Genomic DNA, 14,636 nt, shown 5'->3' with positions numbered 1-14,636 from the left:
CGGCTATCGTTCCGCGGATGCAGCTACGCCACGACGTCATCGGTGACGGTCCGACGCTCGTCCTCGTCCACGGGGTCATCCACCGCCGACAGGCCTGGGCGCCGGTGGCGGAGCTCCTCGCCCCCTACCGGCGCGTGGTCGTCGTCGACCTCCCCGGTCACGGCGAGTCCGACGATTTCGACCAGCCCGGCGCGCAGCGCATCGCGATGATGCTCGACGAGCTCGCTGCGTTCGTCCGCGAGGTCGGCGACGGCAGCGGTCCGGCGCATGTCGCGGGCAACTCGCTGGGCGGCTACCTCGCGCTGTGTCTCGCCGCGCGGGGCGAGGTCGCCACCGCGACGGCGGTGTCGCCGGCCGGTTTCTGGAACACCCCCGCCGAGCAGTCGCGTGCCATCGCGCGATTCCGGGCGCTCCGCGCGGCAGCGTCGGTGATGGGTGACCGGGCGCCGACACTGTTCCGGAGCAGGGCGGTCCGATATCCGTCGCTCGCACCGTTCTTCGCCCACCCGAGCCGGGTGTCGTACGAGAACGCTGTCGTCGACGTGAACTCGTTGCGCACCAACACCGCTCTCGACGACGGCATCGAGGCGGAGTTCGCGTTCCCACAGGCGACCGACCCGTCGATCCCCGTCACCGTCGCGTGGGGTACGCGAGATCTGATCCTCCCGAACCGGCAGCGACACCGGGTCCGCGAGCACTTCCCGCAGGCACGGATCATCTCGGTCCCGGGCGTCGGTCATGTCCCCATGACCGACAACCCGGAACTGATCGCCTCGATCCTGGTGGCGGGCAGCACGGCCCCGACGACGGGACCTACTTCGGATCGGTGAGGTCGTACAGCGTCACCGACCCGACGGTCCGCGGCGTGTAGTTCGCCTCGACCCACGAGCGGATCTCCGACGCGGTGCCGCGGGCGTTCATGCCGGGACCGAAACCGCTACTCGCGCCGATGAACCAGTGGATCTTCCCCTCGCGGACGTATTGCTGGAACTGCGCGAGGGTCGGTGACGGATCGCTGCCGTTGAACCCACCGATCGGCATGACCGGGTCCTGCGTGGCCAGCTGATAGCCCGCCGCCGAGTTCGAGCCGACTGTTGCCGCCACCCAGGTGTAGCGGTCGGCGTCGCGTTCGAGCAGCGCGGTCAGTTCGGACGACGGTCGTGAGCCCTCGAGCAGGCCGCCACCGGGTCCGCCCATGCCGCCGAACCCGCCGGCGCGTGAGCCGTTCCCTCCGGCCCGGCCGGGTTGCTGCTGCGTGCCACCGGGACCGAACTGCCCCGGCCCGCCGCCGAACTGACCCTGCTGCCCGGGCTGCCCGGGCTGACCGCCGAACGCACCCGGCTGACCACCCTGGCGAAAGCGCGGGAACCCGCCGTGTCCACCGGGGCCGAACCCACCGGCCACTCGGGGGCCTGCGCTGATGATGGAGCCGCTCACCGACGTCGAGACCGTGTCGAGTGCGTAGGCCGTCGGCCCGGCGAGGCCCATGATCACCGCGAGGGCGGCACCGATCGTCGCGATCCGCGGGATGCGGGTCAGCAGCAGCGCCACAGCGGCGACGATCGAGCCGACCAGGACCACCCAGCGCAACCACGGCACGAAATCCGCGGACCGGTCGAGCAGGACGTACGCCATGATCCCTGTCGCGACAACCGAGGCTGCGAACACGACACGCACCCAGATGCGCCGGCGCTGCGTCCAGCACATCCATCCGGCCGCACCGACGACACCGGCGATCGCCGGCGCCAGCGCCACCGTGTAGTACGCGTGGAAGATCCCCGACATGAAGCTGAACGTCAGGTAGGTGACGGCCAGCCAGAGCAGCATCACGACGAGCAGCGCCCGCCGGAGGTCGGTTCGTGCGGCGCGGCCGCACACCACCAGGGCGGCGACTCCGAGGATCACCGCGGCCGGGATGAGCCAGGCGATCTGGCCACCCTGCTCGGGCTGGAACATGCGCCAGAAGCCGGTCTCGCCCCACATGCCACCGCCGCGTCCTCCGCCCGGTCCACCGGCGGGGAAGCCGGCGGCGCGGGCGAACTCGGCGAACGCAGCGTTGTTGCGGCCACCACCGGGCATGGTGCTGCCGGTCTCGTTACCCGTCAGCCGTCCGAAGCCGTTGTAGCCGAACGTCAGTTCCAGGATCGAGTTGTGCTGCGATCCACCGATGTAGGGGCGTGAGTCCTTCGGCCACAGCGTGACCGCCAGCACCCACCACCCGGCCGCGACGACAAGCGCTGCACCCGCCGCGAGGAGGTGACCGATCCGCTTGACCCAGGTGTGCTGTCCGAACGCGAGATACGTCAGCGCGAGCGGCGGGATCACCAGGAACACCTGCAGTTGCTTGGTGAGGAACCCGAACCCGACGAACACACCGGTGAGCAGCATCCACCGGATGCGACCGTCCTCGATGCCGCGCAGCGTCGCCCACACCGCTCCGAGCATCAGCAGGACGAGCAGCGCGTCGGGGTTGTCGAAGCGGAACATCAACGCCGCCACCGGAGTCAGCGCAAGGGCCAGCCCGGCCAGCAGACCGGCCTGCCAGCCCACATACCGACGGACGATGACGTACAGGAGGGCGACCGAGGCGACGCCCATCAACGCCTGCGGGACGAGGACCGACCACGAGTTCAATCCGAAGATCCTCACCGCGATGCCCGGGATCCACAGAGACATCGGTGGTTTGTCGACGGTGATGGAGTTCGCGGCGTCGGACGAGCCGAAGAACCACGCCTTCCACGAGACCGAACCGGCCTGGATCGCGGCGGCGTAGAACGAGTTGCCCCAGCCGTTCGCGGACAGATTCCACAGGTAGAGGATCGCCGTGCCCGTGAGCAGCACGCCGAGGCCCCACCGGTCCGGTCTGGCGATGCGGCGTCCCGCCGCCGGTGCGGGCTGCGGGACGTCGGTGCGCGTGGTGTCGAGGGTGTCGGTCACGGTGTGGCCCCTGCGGTGACGTCGTGGCCGTCCTGCTCACCGCGGAACACCCACCGCAGGGCGATGAACCGTGTGAGCGTGGCGACGAGGTTGGCGATGATGAGGACTGCGAGCTGCACGTGCTTCGACGCACCGGGCGCCGTCGTCTCGAGGATCCACAGCGATCCGGAGGTCAGTGCCCAGCCGAAGACGAACACCACGAAGCCCTGCATGTGGTGACGCGCGGCGCCGTCGCGCCCCTTCACACCGAAGGTGAAGGCACGGTTGGCCGCCGTGTTGAACACGGCCGTGACGAGCAGCGCGACGAAGTTGGCGGCCTGCGCCCCCATCATCGGGTGGAGCAGCAGGTAGAGCACCGCGAACGCGACGGTGGAGATGACGCCGATCACGGCGAAGCGGACGAGCTGACCCACCATCCCGCGCGGGACGCCGGCGACCTGCGGGTCGTCGATGCGGTTGCGTCCCAGTGTGCGTCGCAGGTCGGCCACGGGGAGATCGCCCTTCGCGAGGGCGCGGCCCACGCGCCAGCAGCCCTGCAGGTCCTTCATCGCGGTGTCGACGATGTCGACCTTTGAGTTCGGGTCGTCGACCCAGTCGACCGGGACCTCGGCGATGCGCAGGCCCACACGCTCGGCCAGCACCAGCAGCTCGGTGTCGAAGAACCACCCGGTGTCGGAGACGTACGGCAGCAACGCCTTCGCGACCTCGGTGCGCATGGCCTTGAAGCCGCATTGGGCGTCGGAGAACTTCGCACCCATGGTGGTGCGCAGGATCAGGTTGTAGCTGCGGGAGATGAACTCCCGCTTGGCTCCCCGGACCACCCGCGACGACCGCGACAGACGCGACCCGATCGCGACGTCGGAGTGCCCCGACAGCAACGGGGCCACCAACGGCATGAGGGCGTTGAGGTCGGTGGACAGGTCGACGTCGCAGTAGGCGACGACGGTCGCATCGCTGGCGCGCCACGTCGCGTTGAGTGCGCGTCCCCGACCCTTCTCCGCGAGGTGCACGACGCGGACGCAGTCCATCGTCTGGGCGAGCTCCACGGCCACAGCGAGCGTCGTGTCGGTGCTCGCGTTGTCGGCGATGGTGATTCGCGCCGAGTACGGGACACGGGTCCGCAGGTGCTCGGCGAGCCTCTCGACACACGACGCGAGGTCCGCCTCCTCGTTGTAGACCGGCACCACGACGTCGAGCGCCGGGGTCCTCGGGGTGCGGTCGAACACGACCGTCATCTCGGGGTCGCCGGTCCCTTCCGGGCGTCCTGCGCCCCGGGACCGGTCGATGGTGTCTGCTGTCATGGCGCAGACTCTGGTCCCCGCCGCTGGCGTACCTCTACGGGCAGACTGTCAGGTTCCTGTGAGCGCGTCCGTGCAGGTGAGACGCCCGGCGGTCAGGCGCTGCCGGCGAAGAACAATCGCAGCGCCGGCGCCGGGTCCAGGGCGGTCCCGACGTTGGCGACGACGATGACGGCCAGCCCGGCCGCGGCGGCCGCGAACACGCCGGTCGCCGCCGCCGCGAGAGGCCTCAGAGCGGTTCCGCGCTCTGCGGTGCGGGCTCTCCGTCCGACCACGACGGCGAGCGCGGCGAGAAGCACGACGACGACGCCGAGGCAGATCGCGAGTACGGCGTGGTAGCGCCCGAAGTCGTGGACGAGGACGGCGACCGCGGGATCGTGTGCGCCGTCGGCGATCCCCGTGCTCACCGAGGCACGCGCGGTGGCGAGGTCGGCGCCACCGGATGCGGGGAGCAGGCTCAGCGCCGACGACACCGGGGCCAGCGCGCCCTGGACGTTCGCGACCGCGAGCACCATCGCAGCGACCGCTGCCGCTGCGAGGATGCCGCCCGCAGCAGCCCACCGCACACGGTCGAGCCGAGTGGATGCGATGCGCGCAGTTCGGGACAGCCGACCACCGAACAGCGCCAGCGCGACCGCCGCGACGAGTGCGAACACGACCTTCACCCCGTGGTACTGCGCCCAGTAGTGCGTCAGATCCCCGAAGGTGCCGGTCACCGCGGCCGAGTGGCGACCGAGGAAGTCGACGACCGCGACGTGCGCCGCGTCCCCGAGAGCTCGTCCGTCGCCGATGCCTGCGCCGTAGGGGTCACCGGCGACCACCGTCGGTGCGACGACGAATCCGACGGCGCCGACGAGCGCCAGCACCACCCACACCCAGCCCGCTCCGCGCGGTCGCGATGGCCACGCGTCGATCCTGTGCGTCATCGTCGTCCTCAGTCCGCGGTGTGCGCGCCCTCGCCCGCCGCGCGTAGCGCCTCACGGATCTTCGCGGCGGCGTCGTCGAGGGCGGCGGGATCGGGGTCCTTCTCGGCCTGCGCGAGGTCGAAGGTCTCCAGCGAGTGCGCCGGGAAGACGTGGATGTGCAGGTGCGGCACCTCGAGGCCCGCGATGAGCAGACCCATCCGCGGTGCGTCGAAGGCGTCGCGGGTGGCCCGGCCGATGGTCTGCGCGACCGTGGTCAGGTGCGCGAACGTGCCGGGATCGACCTGCTCCCAGTGGTCGATCTCCTCGCGCGGCACCACCAGCACGTGACCGGGGGTGACGGGGTTGATGGTGAGGAAGGCGACGGCGGTGTCGTCCTTCCACACGAACCGTCCGGGGATGTCGCCGTTGATGATCATGCTGAACACCGATGCCATGCGCTGATCGTAGGCCGGGGCCGCCGGACGCCCACTCGACGTCTCCGACCGCCCACTCGACGCGGTGGGTTCAGTCGGTGCGTGGGATGCGGATGCGGAAGGTCGCGCCGCCGCCGGGGGTGTCCTCGACGCCCACTCGTCCACCGTGGGCGTCGACGATCGCCGCGACGATCGACAGCCCGAGACCGCTGCCACCGGGTGCACCTCCGCGGAAGCGCGACGAGTCGCCGCGGTAGAAGCGTTCGAAGACACGCGCCCGGTCCTCGGCGCTCAAACCGGGTCCGGTGTCGACGACCTCGATCACCGCCCACGACTCCTCGGTGCCGACCCGCGTCACGATCGACGCCTCGTCGGGGGTGTGGCGGATGGCGTTGGACAGCAGGTTGCTCAGCACCTGGGTCAGGCGTGGCGCGTCACCGAGGACCATGGGCACCCCGGGTCCGTCGATCACCTCGACCGAGATCTCCCGCCGCGGCGCGGTCGCGCGGGCGCTGTGCACGGCGTCCGACGCGAGCGACAACAGGTCGACCGGCGCGCGCTCGAGCGGGCGCTGCGCGTCGAGCCGCGCCAGCATGAGCAGCTCCTCGACCAGAAGACCCATGCGACTCGCCTCGTGCTCGATCCGCGACATCAGCTGGTCGGTGTCGGTCATCGCGCCCTGGCGGTACAGCTCGGAGAAGCCGCGGATCGATGTCAGCGGGGTGCGCAGTTCGTGGCTGGCGTCGGCGACGAACCGGCGCATCAGGTCCTCCGACGCGCGCGCCTGCTCCTCGCTGGCAGCCGTCTTCGCGAACGCCGTCTGGATCTGCTGAAGCATGGCGTTGAGCGACATCGCCAGGCTGCCGACCTCGGTGTTCGGTGCCGTCTCGGCGACGCGGTGGTCGAGGTCGCCGCCGGCGATCTTCTCCGCGGTCTCCTCCACCCGACGCAGCGGCCGCAGACTGGTGCGGACCAGTACGTAGCCCAGGCCGCCGACCACCACCATGACCGCCAGCCCGATGCCGAGCTGCAGCCAGATGAGGCGTTGGACGGTGTCGGCGACGTCGGACAGCTTCACCGCGACGACCGAGGTCCCGTACTCGTTGACTGTCTTGACCACCCGCCACTGCGTGGACGAGCCGTCGGCAGATCCGACGGTCTGTGGATTCGGACCGATCCTGGACAGGTCGCCGACGGCCGGTTCACCACCGACGTCGTTGACGGTGAACGCGTCACCGTCGGATCGGGTGACGCGGACCCAGTAGGGCGACGGTGGTCGTCGCTCGTCCTGCGGCGGTCCGATGCGGAAGTCGCCGCGCGGGCGCGCCCAGCCCTCGGCCGCCGCGACGAGTCCGTTGTCGGTGCGGTCGACGAGGCGGTTCTTCATCGCCGAGGTGACCGACACCCCGGACACCAGCAGCCCGACGGCGAGCACCACCACCATCAGCGCGACCAGCGACACCCGCAGCGGGATGCCGCGGCGACGTCGGGTCCCGCCAGAGGTGTCCGTCGGGACGAGTGCGGAAGCGGTCACCGCGGCTCGCGCATCACGTATCCCACGCCCCGCAGGGTGTGGATCAGGCGCTTCTCGCCGGTGTCGACCTTGCGACGCAGGTAGGAGACGTAGGACTCGACGACGTTGACCTCGCCGCCGAAGTCGTAGTTCCACACGTGGTCGAGGATGCGTGGCTTCGACAGCACCGTCCCGGCGTTGATCATGAAGTAGCGCAGCAGGGTGAACTCCGTCGGCGACAGCGCCACCAGCTCACCGTTCTTCCACACCTCGTGGGTGTCGTCGTCGAGTTCGATGTCGGCGAACGTGATCCGACTCGGCTCCGGTTCCTTCTCGCCGAAACCGCTGCGACGCAGGATCACCCGCAGTCGCGCGACGACCTCCTCGAGGCTGAACGGCTTGGTGACGTAGTCGTCACCGCCGATCGTGAGCCCGGTGATCTTGTCCTCCATCGAGTCCCGCGCGGTGAGGAACAGCGCGGGCGCGTCCACGCCGTCGGCGCGGAGCCGACGCAGCAGGCCGAAGCCGTCCATCCCGGGCATCATCACGTCGAGTACGAGCGCGTCGGGGCGGAACGAGCGCGCCTTGTCGATGGCGGCGGGCCCGTTCGCGGCGGTCGCGACATCGAAGTTCTGGAACTTCAGCGACACCGACAGCAGCTCGAGGATGTTGGGCTCGTCGTCGACGACGAGGACCCGGGCACCGGAATCAGACATGCTGCCACCTTCCGCCACCGTGCTGGGCCGAGACTGCGAGGAACCTGGGCGATCCCTGTGAACGCTCACCAGCGTCGCACGCGCAGGCGCCGGTCAGAACAGCGTCGGCTCGCCGAACCCGGCGACGCCCTCGGCGGCGAGGATCGACCGCTTGGTCGCGACGCCTCCCGGCGCGGAGAAACCGCCGATCTCGGTGCCGGCGCCGAGCACCCGGTGGCAGGGCACGACGATCGGGAACGGGTTGCGCCCGAGTGCGCGGCCCACGGCCTGCGCCGCGCCCGGGGCACCCAGCCGGGCCGCGACCTCGCCGTAGGTGAGCACCGCCCCGCGGGGAATGGCGGCGAGCACCGCGTACACGCGCCGGTCGAAGTCGGGCAGGTCGTCGTCGGCGAGCGCGACGTCGGTGAGGTCGACATCGCGACCCGCGAGGAGGGCGGCCATCCGGTCGGCGACGTCGACGATGGCCGGCGGCGGATCGACCACCGGGGCATCGAGGTGGGCGACGACGGCGTCGGCGTCCCGGTCGGGCAGGGCCACGGCGGTGACACGCCCCTGCGCGTCCCAGGCGACCCCGCACGGACCGAGGACGGTCTCCACCACATGGCATCCGACTGAGTCCGTCACCGCGGCACGACCTTCATGAACGGCGCCGGGTAGCCGGGCGTGGCCTTCACCGGCCCGAGCCAGTCGGCGAGCGCGTCGGCGCGCCGGCGCAGCCGGGCGACTGTGCGCTGCGGGAGCTTCTCAAGCAGATGCAGTCCGACACCGCCGTCGGGCTCGCGGTACCAGCCGCCGACGATGCGCCCGTCCCACCACACGCTCTGACCACCGTTGCCGTTGCGGTCGAAGAGATGCTCGCCGTGCGGTGCGAGATACCAGTCGCGCTGCTTCCACCCCATCGTGGTCGGGTCGAGCTCGGGCAGGAGGAACCCCTCGTGGTCGACGGCGTCGACGGGGTCGAGGTCGTCGGGCAGCAGGTATCCGGTCGCCCACTCCCCCGCACCGATCTCGACGTCGACCTCGACGGCGCCGACCGTCGTGAGTGCCTCGCGCACAGCGGCTTTGGTCGAGCCGAGCCACCACACGATGTCGGTCTCGGTACCCGGACCGAAGGTACGCAACCACTTGCGGACCAGCGCGGCGTGACCGTCCGCGACGGTCCCGTCCGGCAGGGGTCCGCCGAGCCAGGCGGTCATCGACGACCACCGCGGTCGCGACACGTGCCAGCCGCCCGTGTTGACGCCGCGGACGATCTGTCCCGCCGCGCTCATCATGTTCAGCACCCGCGGCGCCATCGGGATCGACCCGCCCCAACTCTTGTCCGTGGCCACCGAGACCCGACCGTCGAGTTGCTGGAGACGTGCGCGGAGCTCCGTCGACGTCGCGTCGGACCCGTCGGACAGATGGTCCCGAACGGCCGCGGCGGCGGTGTCGATCCAGGCCTCGGGGTCGTCGAAGTCGGGGCTGCGCCGCAGGTCCCGCTGCATGTTGGTGCGCTCGGAGGCACTCACCCGGGGACCGACGGCGTGCACGGCGTCGGCGAGCGTGTCGTGGTCGAGGACGAAGGCGGTCCGCCGCATGCAGAGGTGCCGGACCAGCGTGCGGTCGGTGTACAGGGCGTGCTCGACGTCGGCCGGCGTGATCCCGTCGATCCGGGCCCACGCGGCGAGGAAGACCGTCGGCGGACAGGTCGCGTGCAGCGCGACCATGTCGGAGGCGAGCTGCACCACCGCGTCGGGACCCGAAGCGGTGGCCCCGGACGTCCCGACCACCGACAGTCGCGTCCCGCTCACCAGATGGTGGCGGCGCAGCATCCGCGCGCGGCGCTGCGCGATGTCGACCCGGGGCCGCGCGGACATCAGGCCGGTGGGAGCGCCGCGATCGCCTCGATCTCGACCAGCTGCTCGTCGTGGGCGAGGACGGTGACGCCGAGCAGGGTCCCGACGGGCTTGTGGTCGCCGAAGGCCTCGACCACCGCGTCCCAGGCCACGACGAGATCGGCCTGCAGCCGCTCGGCGACGTAGACGGTCACCTTCGCGACGTCGGTGAGGCCGGCACCCGCGTCGCGCAAGGCCACCTCGAGGTTGGCCATGCACTGCTGCGCCTGGCCCTGGACGTCACCTGGGGCGACCGTCTCGCCGTCGGTGTCGATCGGCGAGGCACCGGCGGTGAAGATCACCGAGCCCGGCGCGGCGGTGGCGGTGTGCGACCACCCGCCGGCGTACAGGGACCCGGACGCTGCGACACGGATGTGCGACATGCGCTCACCCTACGACGCGCCCCCGACGCCGTCGGAGCGCTCCGCTCTTGCCGAGCCCCCTCCCCCGCTCCGTAACCTCGACGGGTGACGCAGCCATGAGCGACGACCAGACCCGACGCGAGATCGGGCGCAACGACGGACCGCTCGAGAGCGAACTCGAGGACAGCTTCGCGACCATCGTGACCGAGGGTGCCGAGCGTCTGCACCGCACGGTTCGCACCGTCCTCATCACCGGACTCTTCGGTGGCATCGAGGTCGGCATCGGCGTGATGGCGTTCCTCGCGGTCCTGCACGAGACGGGGAACCACCTCCTGGCGGGACTCGCGTTCTCGATCGGGTTGATCGCGATCCACCTCGCCCACAGCGAGCTGTTCACCGAGGACTTCCTCATGCCGATCGCCGCGGTGGTCGCCCGCGACGGCCGTGTCCGCGATCTGGCCAAGCTGTGGATCGGCACCCTCGCCGCGAACCTGGTCGGCGGGTGGCTCTTCATGCTCATCGTGGTGCAGGCGTTCCCCGAGTGGTCGCCGACGCTGTCGGAGTCCGCACACCACTTCGTCGACGCGCCGATCGCCTGGCAGTCGGTCTGCCTGGCGATCCTGGGTGGCAGCACCATGACGCTTCTGACGCGGATGCAGCAGGGCACCGACAGCCCCGTCGCCCGGCTCGTCGCCTGCGTCGGCGCCGCGTTCCTGCTCGCCGGCCTGCAGTTGTTCCACTCGATCCTGGACTCGTTGGTGATCTTCGGGGCGATCCTGTCCGGCGCGGATGTGGGCTACGGCGACTGGATCTCGTGGTTCTGGTACACGGTGCTGCTCAACATCGCCGGTGGCGTCGTGCTGGTGACGGCTCTGCGTCTGGTCCGCACCAAGGAACTCCTCTCCGAGGAGCGACGCGACAGCCGCCACTCCGACGCCTGATCCCGCCGGCGGCCGTGAAGGAGATCACTCCGGCGAGATCGGCCTGCGGGAACTCCCCGGGAACGACGAACCGTTGGGGTCGGGAGGGTTTCGCGCGTGGCGCCGTGAGTCATACGGTGTCCGCGAGACGACGACACGGCGGCGATGAGAGCCCCCTGTCGGGATCGAACCGACGACCGCTCGCTTACAAGGCGAGTGCTCTACCACTGAGCTAAGGAGGCGAGGTAGGCGTGCGTGAGTATATCGGCCGGATGCTGCGACCCCTGGCCGGATCCCGCCGGGCCACGATCGACACGATCGAGCCCCTCACCTCTGCGCTGTCTCCGCGCAAGCCCGTCGATCTCACCGACGACGCCGCGGTCACCGAGGTGCTCGACCTGGCCATCAAGGTCGGCTCGGTCCTCCTCGACTCCGGAACCGGCGCGATCGACACGCAGACCCAGATCCGTTTCGTCGCAGGGATGTTCGGTGTCGAGCGGTGCGAGGTCGACGTCACGTACAACACGATCGTCGTGAGCGCCCGCCGCGGGTCGGCGCTGCCGCCGGTGACCGCGATGCGCACCGTGCACTACCGCTCGCTCGACTTCACGCGTCTGGCCCAAGTCGATCGCCTCATCCGCAAGATCCGTGGGCTCGCCGTCACGCCGTCGGAGGCGCACGCCGTCATCGACGAGATCGTCGCCGCGCCGCACCCGTACAAGCGGTGGATCGCGACGATCGCGTGGTCGATGCTGGCCGCGTCGCTGGCCGTCGCCTTCGGTGGTGGCGCATGGGTTGCGGTGGTCGCCTTCCTGACGACCGCGGTCATCGACCGCGTCAACCGAGTCCTGAACAGCTACGGCACCCCGATCTTCTTCCAGCAGGTCACCGGCGGCTTCATCGCGGTCATACCGGCCGCGGTGGTCTTCCGGTTCTCGGAGAGTCTCGGCGTGTCCGTGGCGCCGACACTGGTCATCGCCGCCGGCGTGACCGTGCTGTTGTCGGGGTTGTCGCTGGTGGGCTCGGTGCAGGACGCCATCACCGGCGCACCCATCACCGGCGTCGCGCGCTTCTTCGAGCTGTTGATCATGACCGGCGGCATCATCACCGGCGTCAGCATCGCGATCCGGCTGCTCGAGGCGACCGGGATCACCCTGCCCACGATCACCAGCACCACCGCGGTCGGGTTCTTCGACGCGCCCGCCCAGATCGCCGGTGGCGGCATCGCGGCGATGGCGTTCGCGCTCGCCAGCTACGCCGAGCGTCGGGCGCTGCCGGTCGCGTTCTTCGCCGGCGTTCTGGGCACCGCGGTCGCGGTCACGGGCGCGATCATCGGCGTCGGCAGCGTCATCGCCTCGGGGGTCGCCGCGGTGGGCGTCGGGTTCCTCGGTGGTCTGCTCGCCCGCCGCGCGCTCACGCCGCCTCTCGTCGTCGCGGTCGCGGGCATCACCCCGTTGCTGCCGGGTCTCGCGATCTACCGCGGTCTCTACGGCGTCCTCAACGACCAGACGCTCGACGGCTTCACCGCGCTGGCCGCCGCGCTCGGTACGGGTGCCGCGCTGGCCGCCGGCGTCACCTTCGGTGAGTTCATGGCCCGCACGCTGCGTCGACCCCGCATCCCGACCCGTCCGACGCGCGCCCTCTTCGGCGCCCGGTCGGCGTTGCGCCCGAAGCGGTTCACCCGCCTCGACCCCGAGACACAGCTGCCGGACGAGAGCGCCCGCGTCGTCGACACCGACCACCTCATCGAGGTGCACACCGGCGCGTTGAGCGGCGTCCGCGACCGGCTGGAGGCGGAGTCGGCGGCGCAGTCCCCGCCGCCGGCGCAGCCCCCGCAGGCCGCGACCCCGCTCGCCTACAGCGCGACCTCGCCGAGGCCGCTGTCGCAGCGGCACCGTCGGTCGCCGGGCGTGCCCCGTGACCGAGTAAAGTGACTCCCATGCCTGCGAAGACCAGCGACAAGACCGATCTCGGCGAGGAGGACCTCGGGGCCGTCGCCGACGAGACGGCGAACGCCGCGCGCCGCGTCGTCGCCACCTACTCGAACGACGCCGAGGAGTGCCGCATGCTCCTGTCGATGCTCGGTATCGCGCTCGACGACAACTGATCTGTGACCGCGACCGGCGAGGATCAGACCGACCGCACCGCTGACGTCCCCGCGGAGATCGCCGAGACGGCCGATTTCGTCGTCGTCGCCAACCGGCTCCCCGTCGACAAGGAGACGCTTCCCGACGGCACCGTCCGATGGAAGCGCAGTCCCGGCGGTCTGGTGACCGCGTTGGAGCCCATCCTGCGGTCGCGGACGGGCGCCTGGGTCGGGTGGTCGGGTGTCCCCGACTCCGCCGACAACCCCGTCGTCGACGGTCTCCAGCTGGTGTCCGTGCCGCTGTCGGCGCAGGAGATCAACGAGTACTACGAGGGCTTCTCCAACGCGACCCTGTGGCCGCTGTACCACGACGTCCTGGTGAAGCCGGAGTACCACCGCGAGTGGTGGAACTCCTACGTCGAGGTCAACCGGCGGTTCGCCGAGGCGGCGTCGGAGATCGCCTCGCAGGGCGCGATGGTGTGGATCCAGGACTACCAGCTGCAACTGGTCCCGAAGATGCTGCGGATGCTCCGGCCGGACCTGCGGATCGGCTTCTTCCTGCACATCCCGTTCCCGCCCGTCGAACTGTTCATGCAACTGCCCTGGCGCACCGAGATCGTCGAGGGACTCCTCGGTGCCGACCTCATCGGATTCCACCTGCCGGGCGGCGCGCAGAACTTCCTCTACCTCGCCCGACGACTCGCCGGCCAGGCGACGTCGAAGGGCACAGTCGGCGTGCGCGCGAAGTTCGGCGTGGTGCAGGTCGGTTTCCGGCACGTGCGGGTGGGGGCGTTCCCCATCTCCATCGACTCCGGTGCGCTCGACGCGACGTCGAAGTCGAAGAAGATCCGCGCACGCGCCGCCGAACTGCGCCAGGAACTCGGCAACCCGACCACCGTCATGCTGGGCGTCGACCGCCTCGACTACACCAAGGGCATCGACGTCCGCCTCCGAGCGCTCTCGGAGCTGCTCGCCGAGGGACGTGTCGACCCGCGTCAGACGGTGATGATCCAGCTGGCCACCCCCAGCCGCGAACGGGTCGACAGCTACATCCAGATGCGCGCCGGCATCGAGCAGCTCGTCGGCAACATCAACGGCATGTACGGCGAGGTCGCGCACCAGGTGGTGCAGTACCTGCACCGACCGGTCGACCGCGACGAGCTGATCGCGTTCTTCGTCGCCGCCGACGTCATGTTGGTGACCCCCCTGCGCGACGGGATGAACCTCGTGGCCAAGGAGTACGTCGCCTGCCGCAGCGATCTCGGTGGCGCGCTGGTGCTCAGCGAGTTCACCGGCGCCGCCGCCGAGCTGCGGTCGGCGTATCAGGCCAACCCGTACGACCTCGACGGGGTGAAGGACGCGATCGTCAGCGCCGTCTCGCAGACGCCCGACGAGGGCCGCCGCCGCATGCGGGCGCTGCGTCGTCAGGTCCTCGCGCACGACGTCAGCCGCTGGGCGCAGAGCTTCCTGGAGACCCTCGCCGCGGACAACGAGACCACCACGAGCGAGAACCGCGGCATCGACCTGGTGACCGAGGACACCGCCGGGGGCGACGACTACTAGGCCGATCCCGCAGGTGTGAGCGTCT

Annotated in this window: 14 protein-coding genes and 1 tRNA gene; 5 read left to right on the top strand and 10 right to left on the bottom strand. The window is 70.5% G+C overall.

All coding sequences use genetic code 11. From position 1 onward, the window contains the following. Positions 1 to 17: 17 nt before the first annotated feature. Positions 18 to 830, top strand: a complete 813-nt coding sequence (locus Q1A98_RS11720) for an alpha/beta hydrolase (protein ID WP_299573466.1) — start codon at positions 18 to 20, stop codon at positions 828 to 830. On the opposite strand, the gene Q1A98_RS11715 is transcribed toward Q1A98_RS11720, so the two are convergent. From Q1A98_RS11715 to Q1A98_RS11675, 9 genes are all read right to left on the bottom strand, one after another. Then, positions 814 to 2,871 carry a glycosyltransferase family 39 protein gene (locus Q1A98_RS11715; protein WP_299573839.1) on the bottom strand — a complete coding sequence of 686 codons (2,058 nt, stop codon included), beginning with the start codon at positions 2,869 to 2,871 and terminating at the stop codon, positions 814 to 816. The two genes, Q1A98_RS11720 and Q1A98_RS11715, sit on opposite strands and share 17 nt — an antisense overlap. Before the next feature lie 62 nt (positions 2,872 to 2,933). Next, positions 2,934 to 4,238: a bifunctional glycosyltransferase family 2/GtrA family protein gene (locus Q1A98_RS11710; RefSeq protein ID WP_299573464.1), complete on the bottom strand. Its 1,305-nt coding sequence runs from the start codon at positions 4,236 to 4,238 to the stop codon at positions 2,934 to 2,936. A 92-nt stretch (positions 4,239 to 4,330) separates the two neighbouring features. After that, entirely contained in the window at positions 4,331 to 5,161 is an 831-nt protein-coding gene (locus Q1A98_RS11705; protein WP_299573461.1) for a hypothetical protein, read from the bottom strand. Positions 5,162 to 5,169: 8 nt separating this feature from the next. Then, positions 5,170 to 5,595, bottom strand: coding sequence for an HIT family protein (locus Q1A98_RS11700; protein WP_299573458.1), 426 nt, complete (start codon positions 5,593 to 5,595; stop codon positions 5,170 to 5,172). A gap of 70 nt (positions 5,596 to 5,665) precedes the next feature. Next, a complete protein-coding gene (locus tag Q1A98_RS11695; RefSeq protein WP_299573837.1) occupies positions 5,666 to 7,018 on the bottom strand; it encodes a HAMP domain-containing sensor histidine kinase in 1,353 nt (450 codons plus the stop codon). 86 nt (positions 7,019 to 7,104) lie between these two features. Continuing rightward, on the bottom strand, positions 7,105 to 7,803 hold the full coding sequence (locus Q1A98_RS11690) for a response regulator transcription factor (RefSeq protein WP_253655590.1): 699 nt from the start codon (positions 7,801 to 7,803) through the stop codon (positions 7,105 to 7,107). Positions 7,804 to 7,896: 93 nt separating this feature from the next. Beyond that, positions 7,897 to 8,427 (bottom strand): methylated-DNA--[protein]-cysteine S-methyltransferase, encoded by a 531-nt coding sequence (locus Q1A98_RS11685; RefSeq protein WP_299573456.1) that lies wholly within the window; start codon positions 8,425 to 8,427, stop codon positions 7,897 to 7,899. Further along, on the bottom strand, positions 8,424 to 9,662 hold the full coding sequence (locus Q1A98_RS11680; protein WP_299573453.1) for a winged helix DNA-binding domain-containing protein: 1,239 nt from the start codon (positions 9,660 to 9,662) through the stop codon (positions 8,424 to 8,426). The genes Q1A98_RS11685 and Q1A98_RS11680 overlap by 4 nt, the downstream gene beginning before the upstream one ends. Then, entirely contained in the window at positions 9,662 to 10,063 is a 402-nt protein-coding gene (locus tag Q1A98_RS11675) for a Rid family hydrolase (protein ID WP_299573450.1), read from the bottom strand. The genes Q1A98_RS11680 and Q1A98_RS11675 overlap by 1 nt, the downstream gene beginning before the upstream one ends. Before the next feature lie 95 nt (positions 10,064 to 10,158). On the opposite strand from Q1A98_RS11675, the gene Q1A98_RS11670 reads away from it, so the two are divergent. Then, entirely contained in the window at positions 10,159 to 10,983 is an 825-nt protein-coding gene (locus tag Q1A98_RS11670) for a formate/nitrite transporter family protein (RefSeq protein WP_299573448.1), read from the top strand. 149 nt (positions 10,984 to 11,132) lie between these two features. On the opposite strand, the gene Q1A98_RS11665 is transcribed toward Q1A98_RS11670, so the two are convergent. Continuing rightward, positions 11,133 to 11,204, bottom strand: a tRNA-Thr gene (locus tag Q1A98_RS11665). A gap of 9 nt (positions 11,205 to 11,213) precedes the next feature. On the opposite strand from Q1A98_RS11665, the gene Q1A98_RS11660 reads away from it, so the two are divergent. Genes Q1A98_RS11660 through Q1A98_RS11650 form a run of 3 tightly spaced genes read left to right on the top strand, consistent with a single transcriptional unit; the run spans position 11,214 to position 14,611 of the window. Beyond that, positions 11,214 to 12,896 carry a threonine/serine exporter ThrE family protein gene (locus tag Q1A98_RS11660; protein WP_299573447.1) on the top strand — a complete coding sequence of 561 codons (1,683 nt, stop codon included), beginning with the start codon at positions 11,214 to 11,216 and terminating at the stop codon, positions 12,894 to 12,896. 5 nt (positions 12,897 to 12,901) lie between these two features. After that, positions 12,902 to 13,069 (top strand): hypothetical protein, encoded by a 168-nt coding sequence (locus Q1A98_RS11655; RefSeq protein WP_299573444.1) that lies wholly within the window; start codon positions 12,902 to 12,904, stop codon positions 13,067 to 13,069. 57 nt (positions 13,070 to 13,126) lie between these two features. After that, positions 13,127 to 14,611, top strand: a complete 1,485-nt coding sequence (locus tag Q1A98_RS11650) for a trehalose-6-phosphate synthase (protein WP_299573835.1) — start codon at positions 13,127 to 13,129, stop codon at positions 14,609 to 14,611. The last annotated feature ends 25 nt before the right edge of the window (positions 14,612 to 14,636 follow it).

It is taken from the genome of uncultured Williamsia sp. (assembly GCF_947494875.1).
Taxonomy (GTDB): Bacteria; Actinomycetota; Actinomycetes; order Mycobacteriales; family Mycobacteriaceae; genus Williamsia_A.
Note: the sequence above shows the minus strand (reverse complement) of the source record. Positions and strands in the feature narration are given on the sequence as shown.

What these genes read in the sequence shown, in the direction of transcription:
- Q1A98_RS11720 (WP_299573466.1), top strand. Translation starts at nt 18, where the DNA reads ATGCAGCTACGCCACGACGTCATCGGTGACGGTCCGACGCTCGTCCTC.
- Q1A98_RS11710 (WP_299573464.1), bottom strand. Translation starts at nt 4,238, where the DNA reads ATGACAGCAGACACCATCGACCGGTCCCGGGGCGCAGGACGCCCGGAA.
- Q1A98_RS11705 (WP_299573461.1), bottom strand. Translation starts at nt 5,161, where the DNA reads ATGACGCACAGGATCGACGCGTGGCCATCGCGACCGCGCGGAGCGGGC.
- Q1A98_RS11700 (WP_299573458.1), bottom strand. Translation starts at nt 5,595, where the DNA reads ATGGCATCGGTGTTCAGCATGATCATCAACGGCGACATCCCCGGACGG.
- Q1A98_RS11695 (WP_299573837.1), bottom strand. Translation starts at nt 7,018, where the DNA reads ATGGTGGTGGTGCTCGCCGTCGGGCTGCTGGTGTCCGGGGTGTCGGTC.
- Q1A98_RS11690 (WP_253655590.1), bottom strand. Translation starts at nt 7,803, where the DNA reads ATGTCTGATTCCGGTGCCCGGGTCCTCGTCGTCGACGACGAGCCCAAC.
- Q1A98_RS11680 (WP_299573453.1), bottom strand. Translation starts at nt 9,662, where the DNA reads ATGTCCGCGCGGCCCCGGGTCGACATCGCGCAGCGCCGCGCGCGGATG.
- Q1A98_RS11675 (WP_299573450.1), bottom strand. Translation starts at nt 10,063, where the DNA reads ATGTCGCACATCCGTGTCGCAGCGTCCGGGTCCCTGTACGCCGGCGGG.
- Q1A98_RS11670 (WP_299573448.1), top strand. Translation starts at nt 10,159, where the DNA reads ATGAGCGACGACCAGACCCGACGCGAGATCGGGCGCAACGACGGACCG.
- Q1A98_RS11655 (WP_299573444.1), top strand. Translation starts at nt 12,902, where the DNA reads ATGCCTGCGAAGACCAGCGACAAGACCGATCTCGGCGAGGAGGACCTC.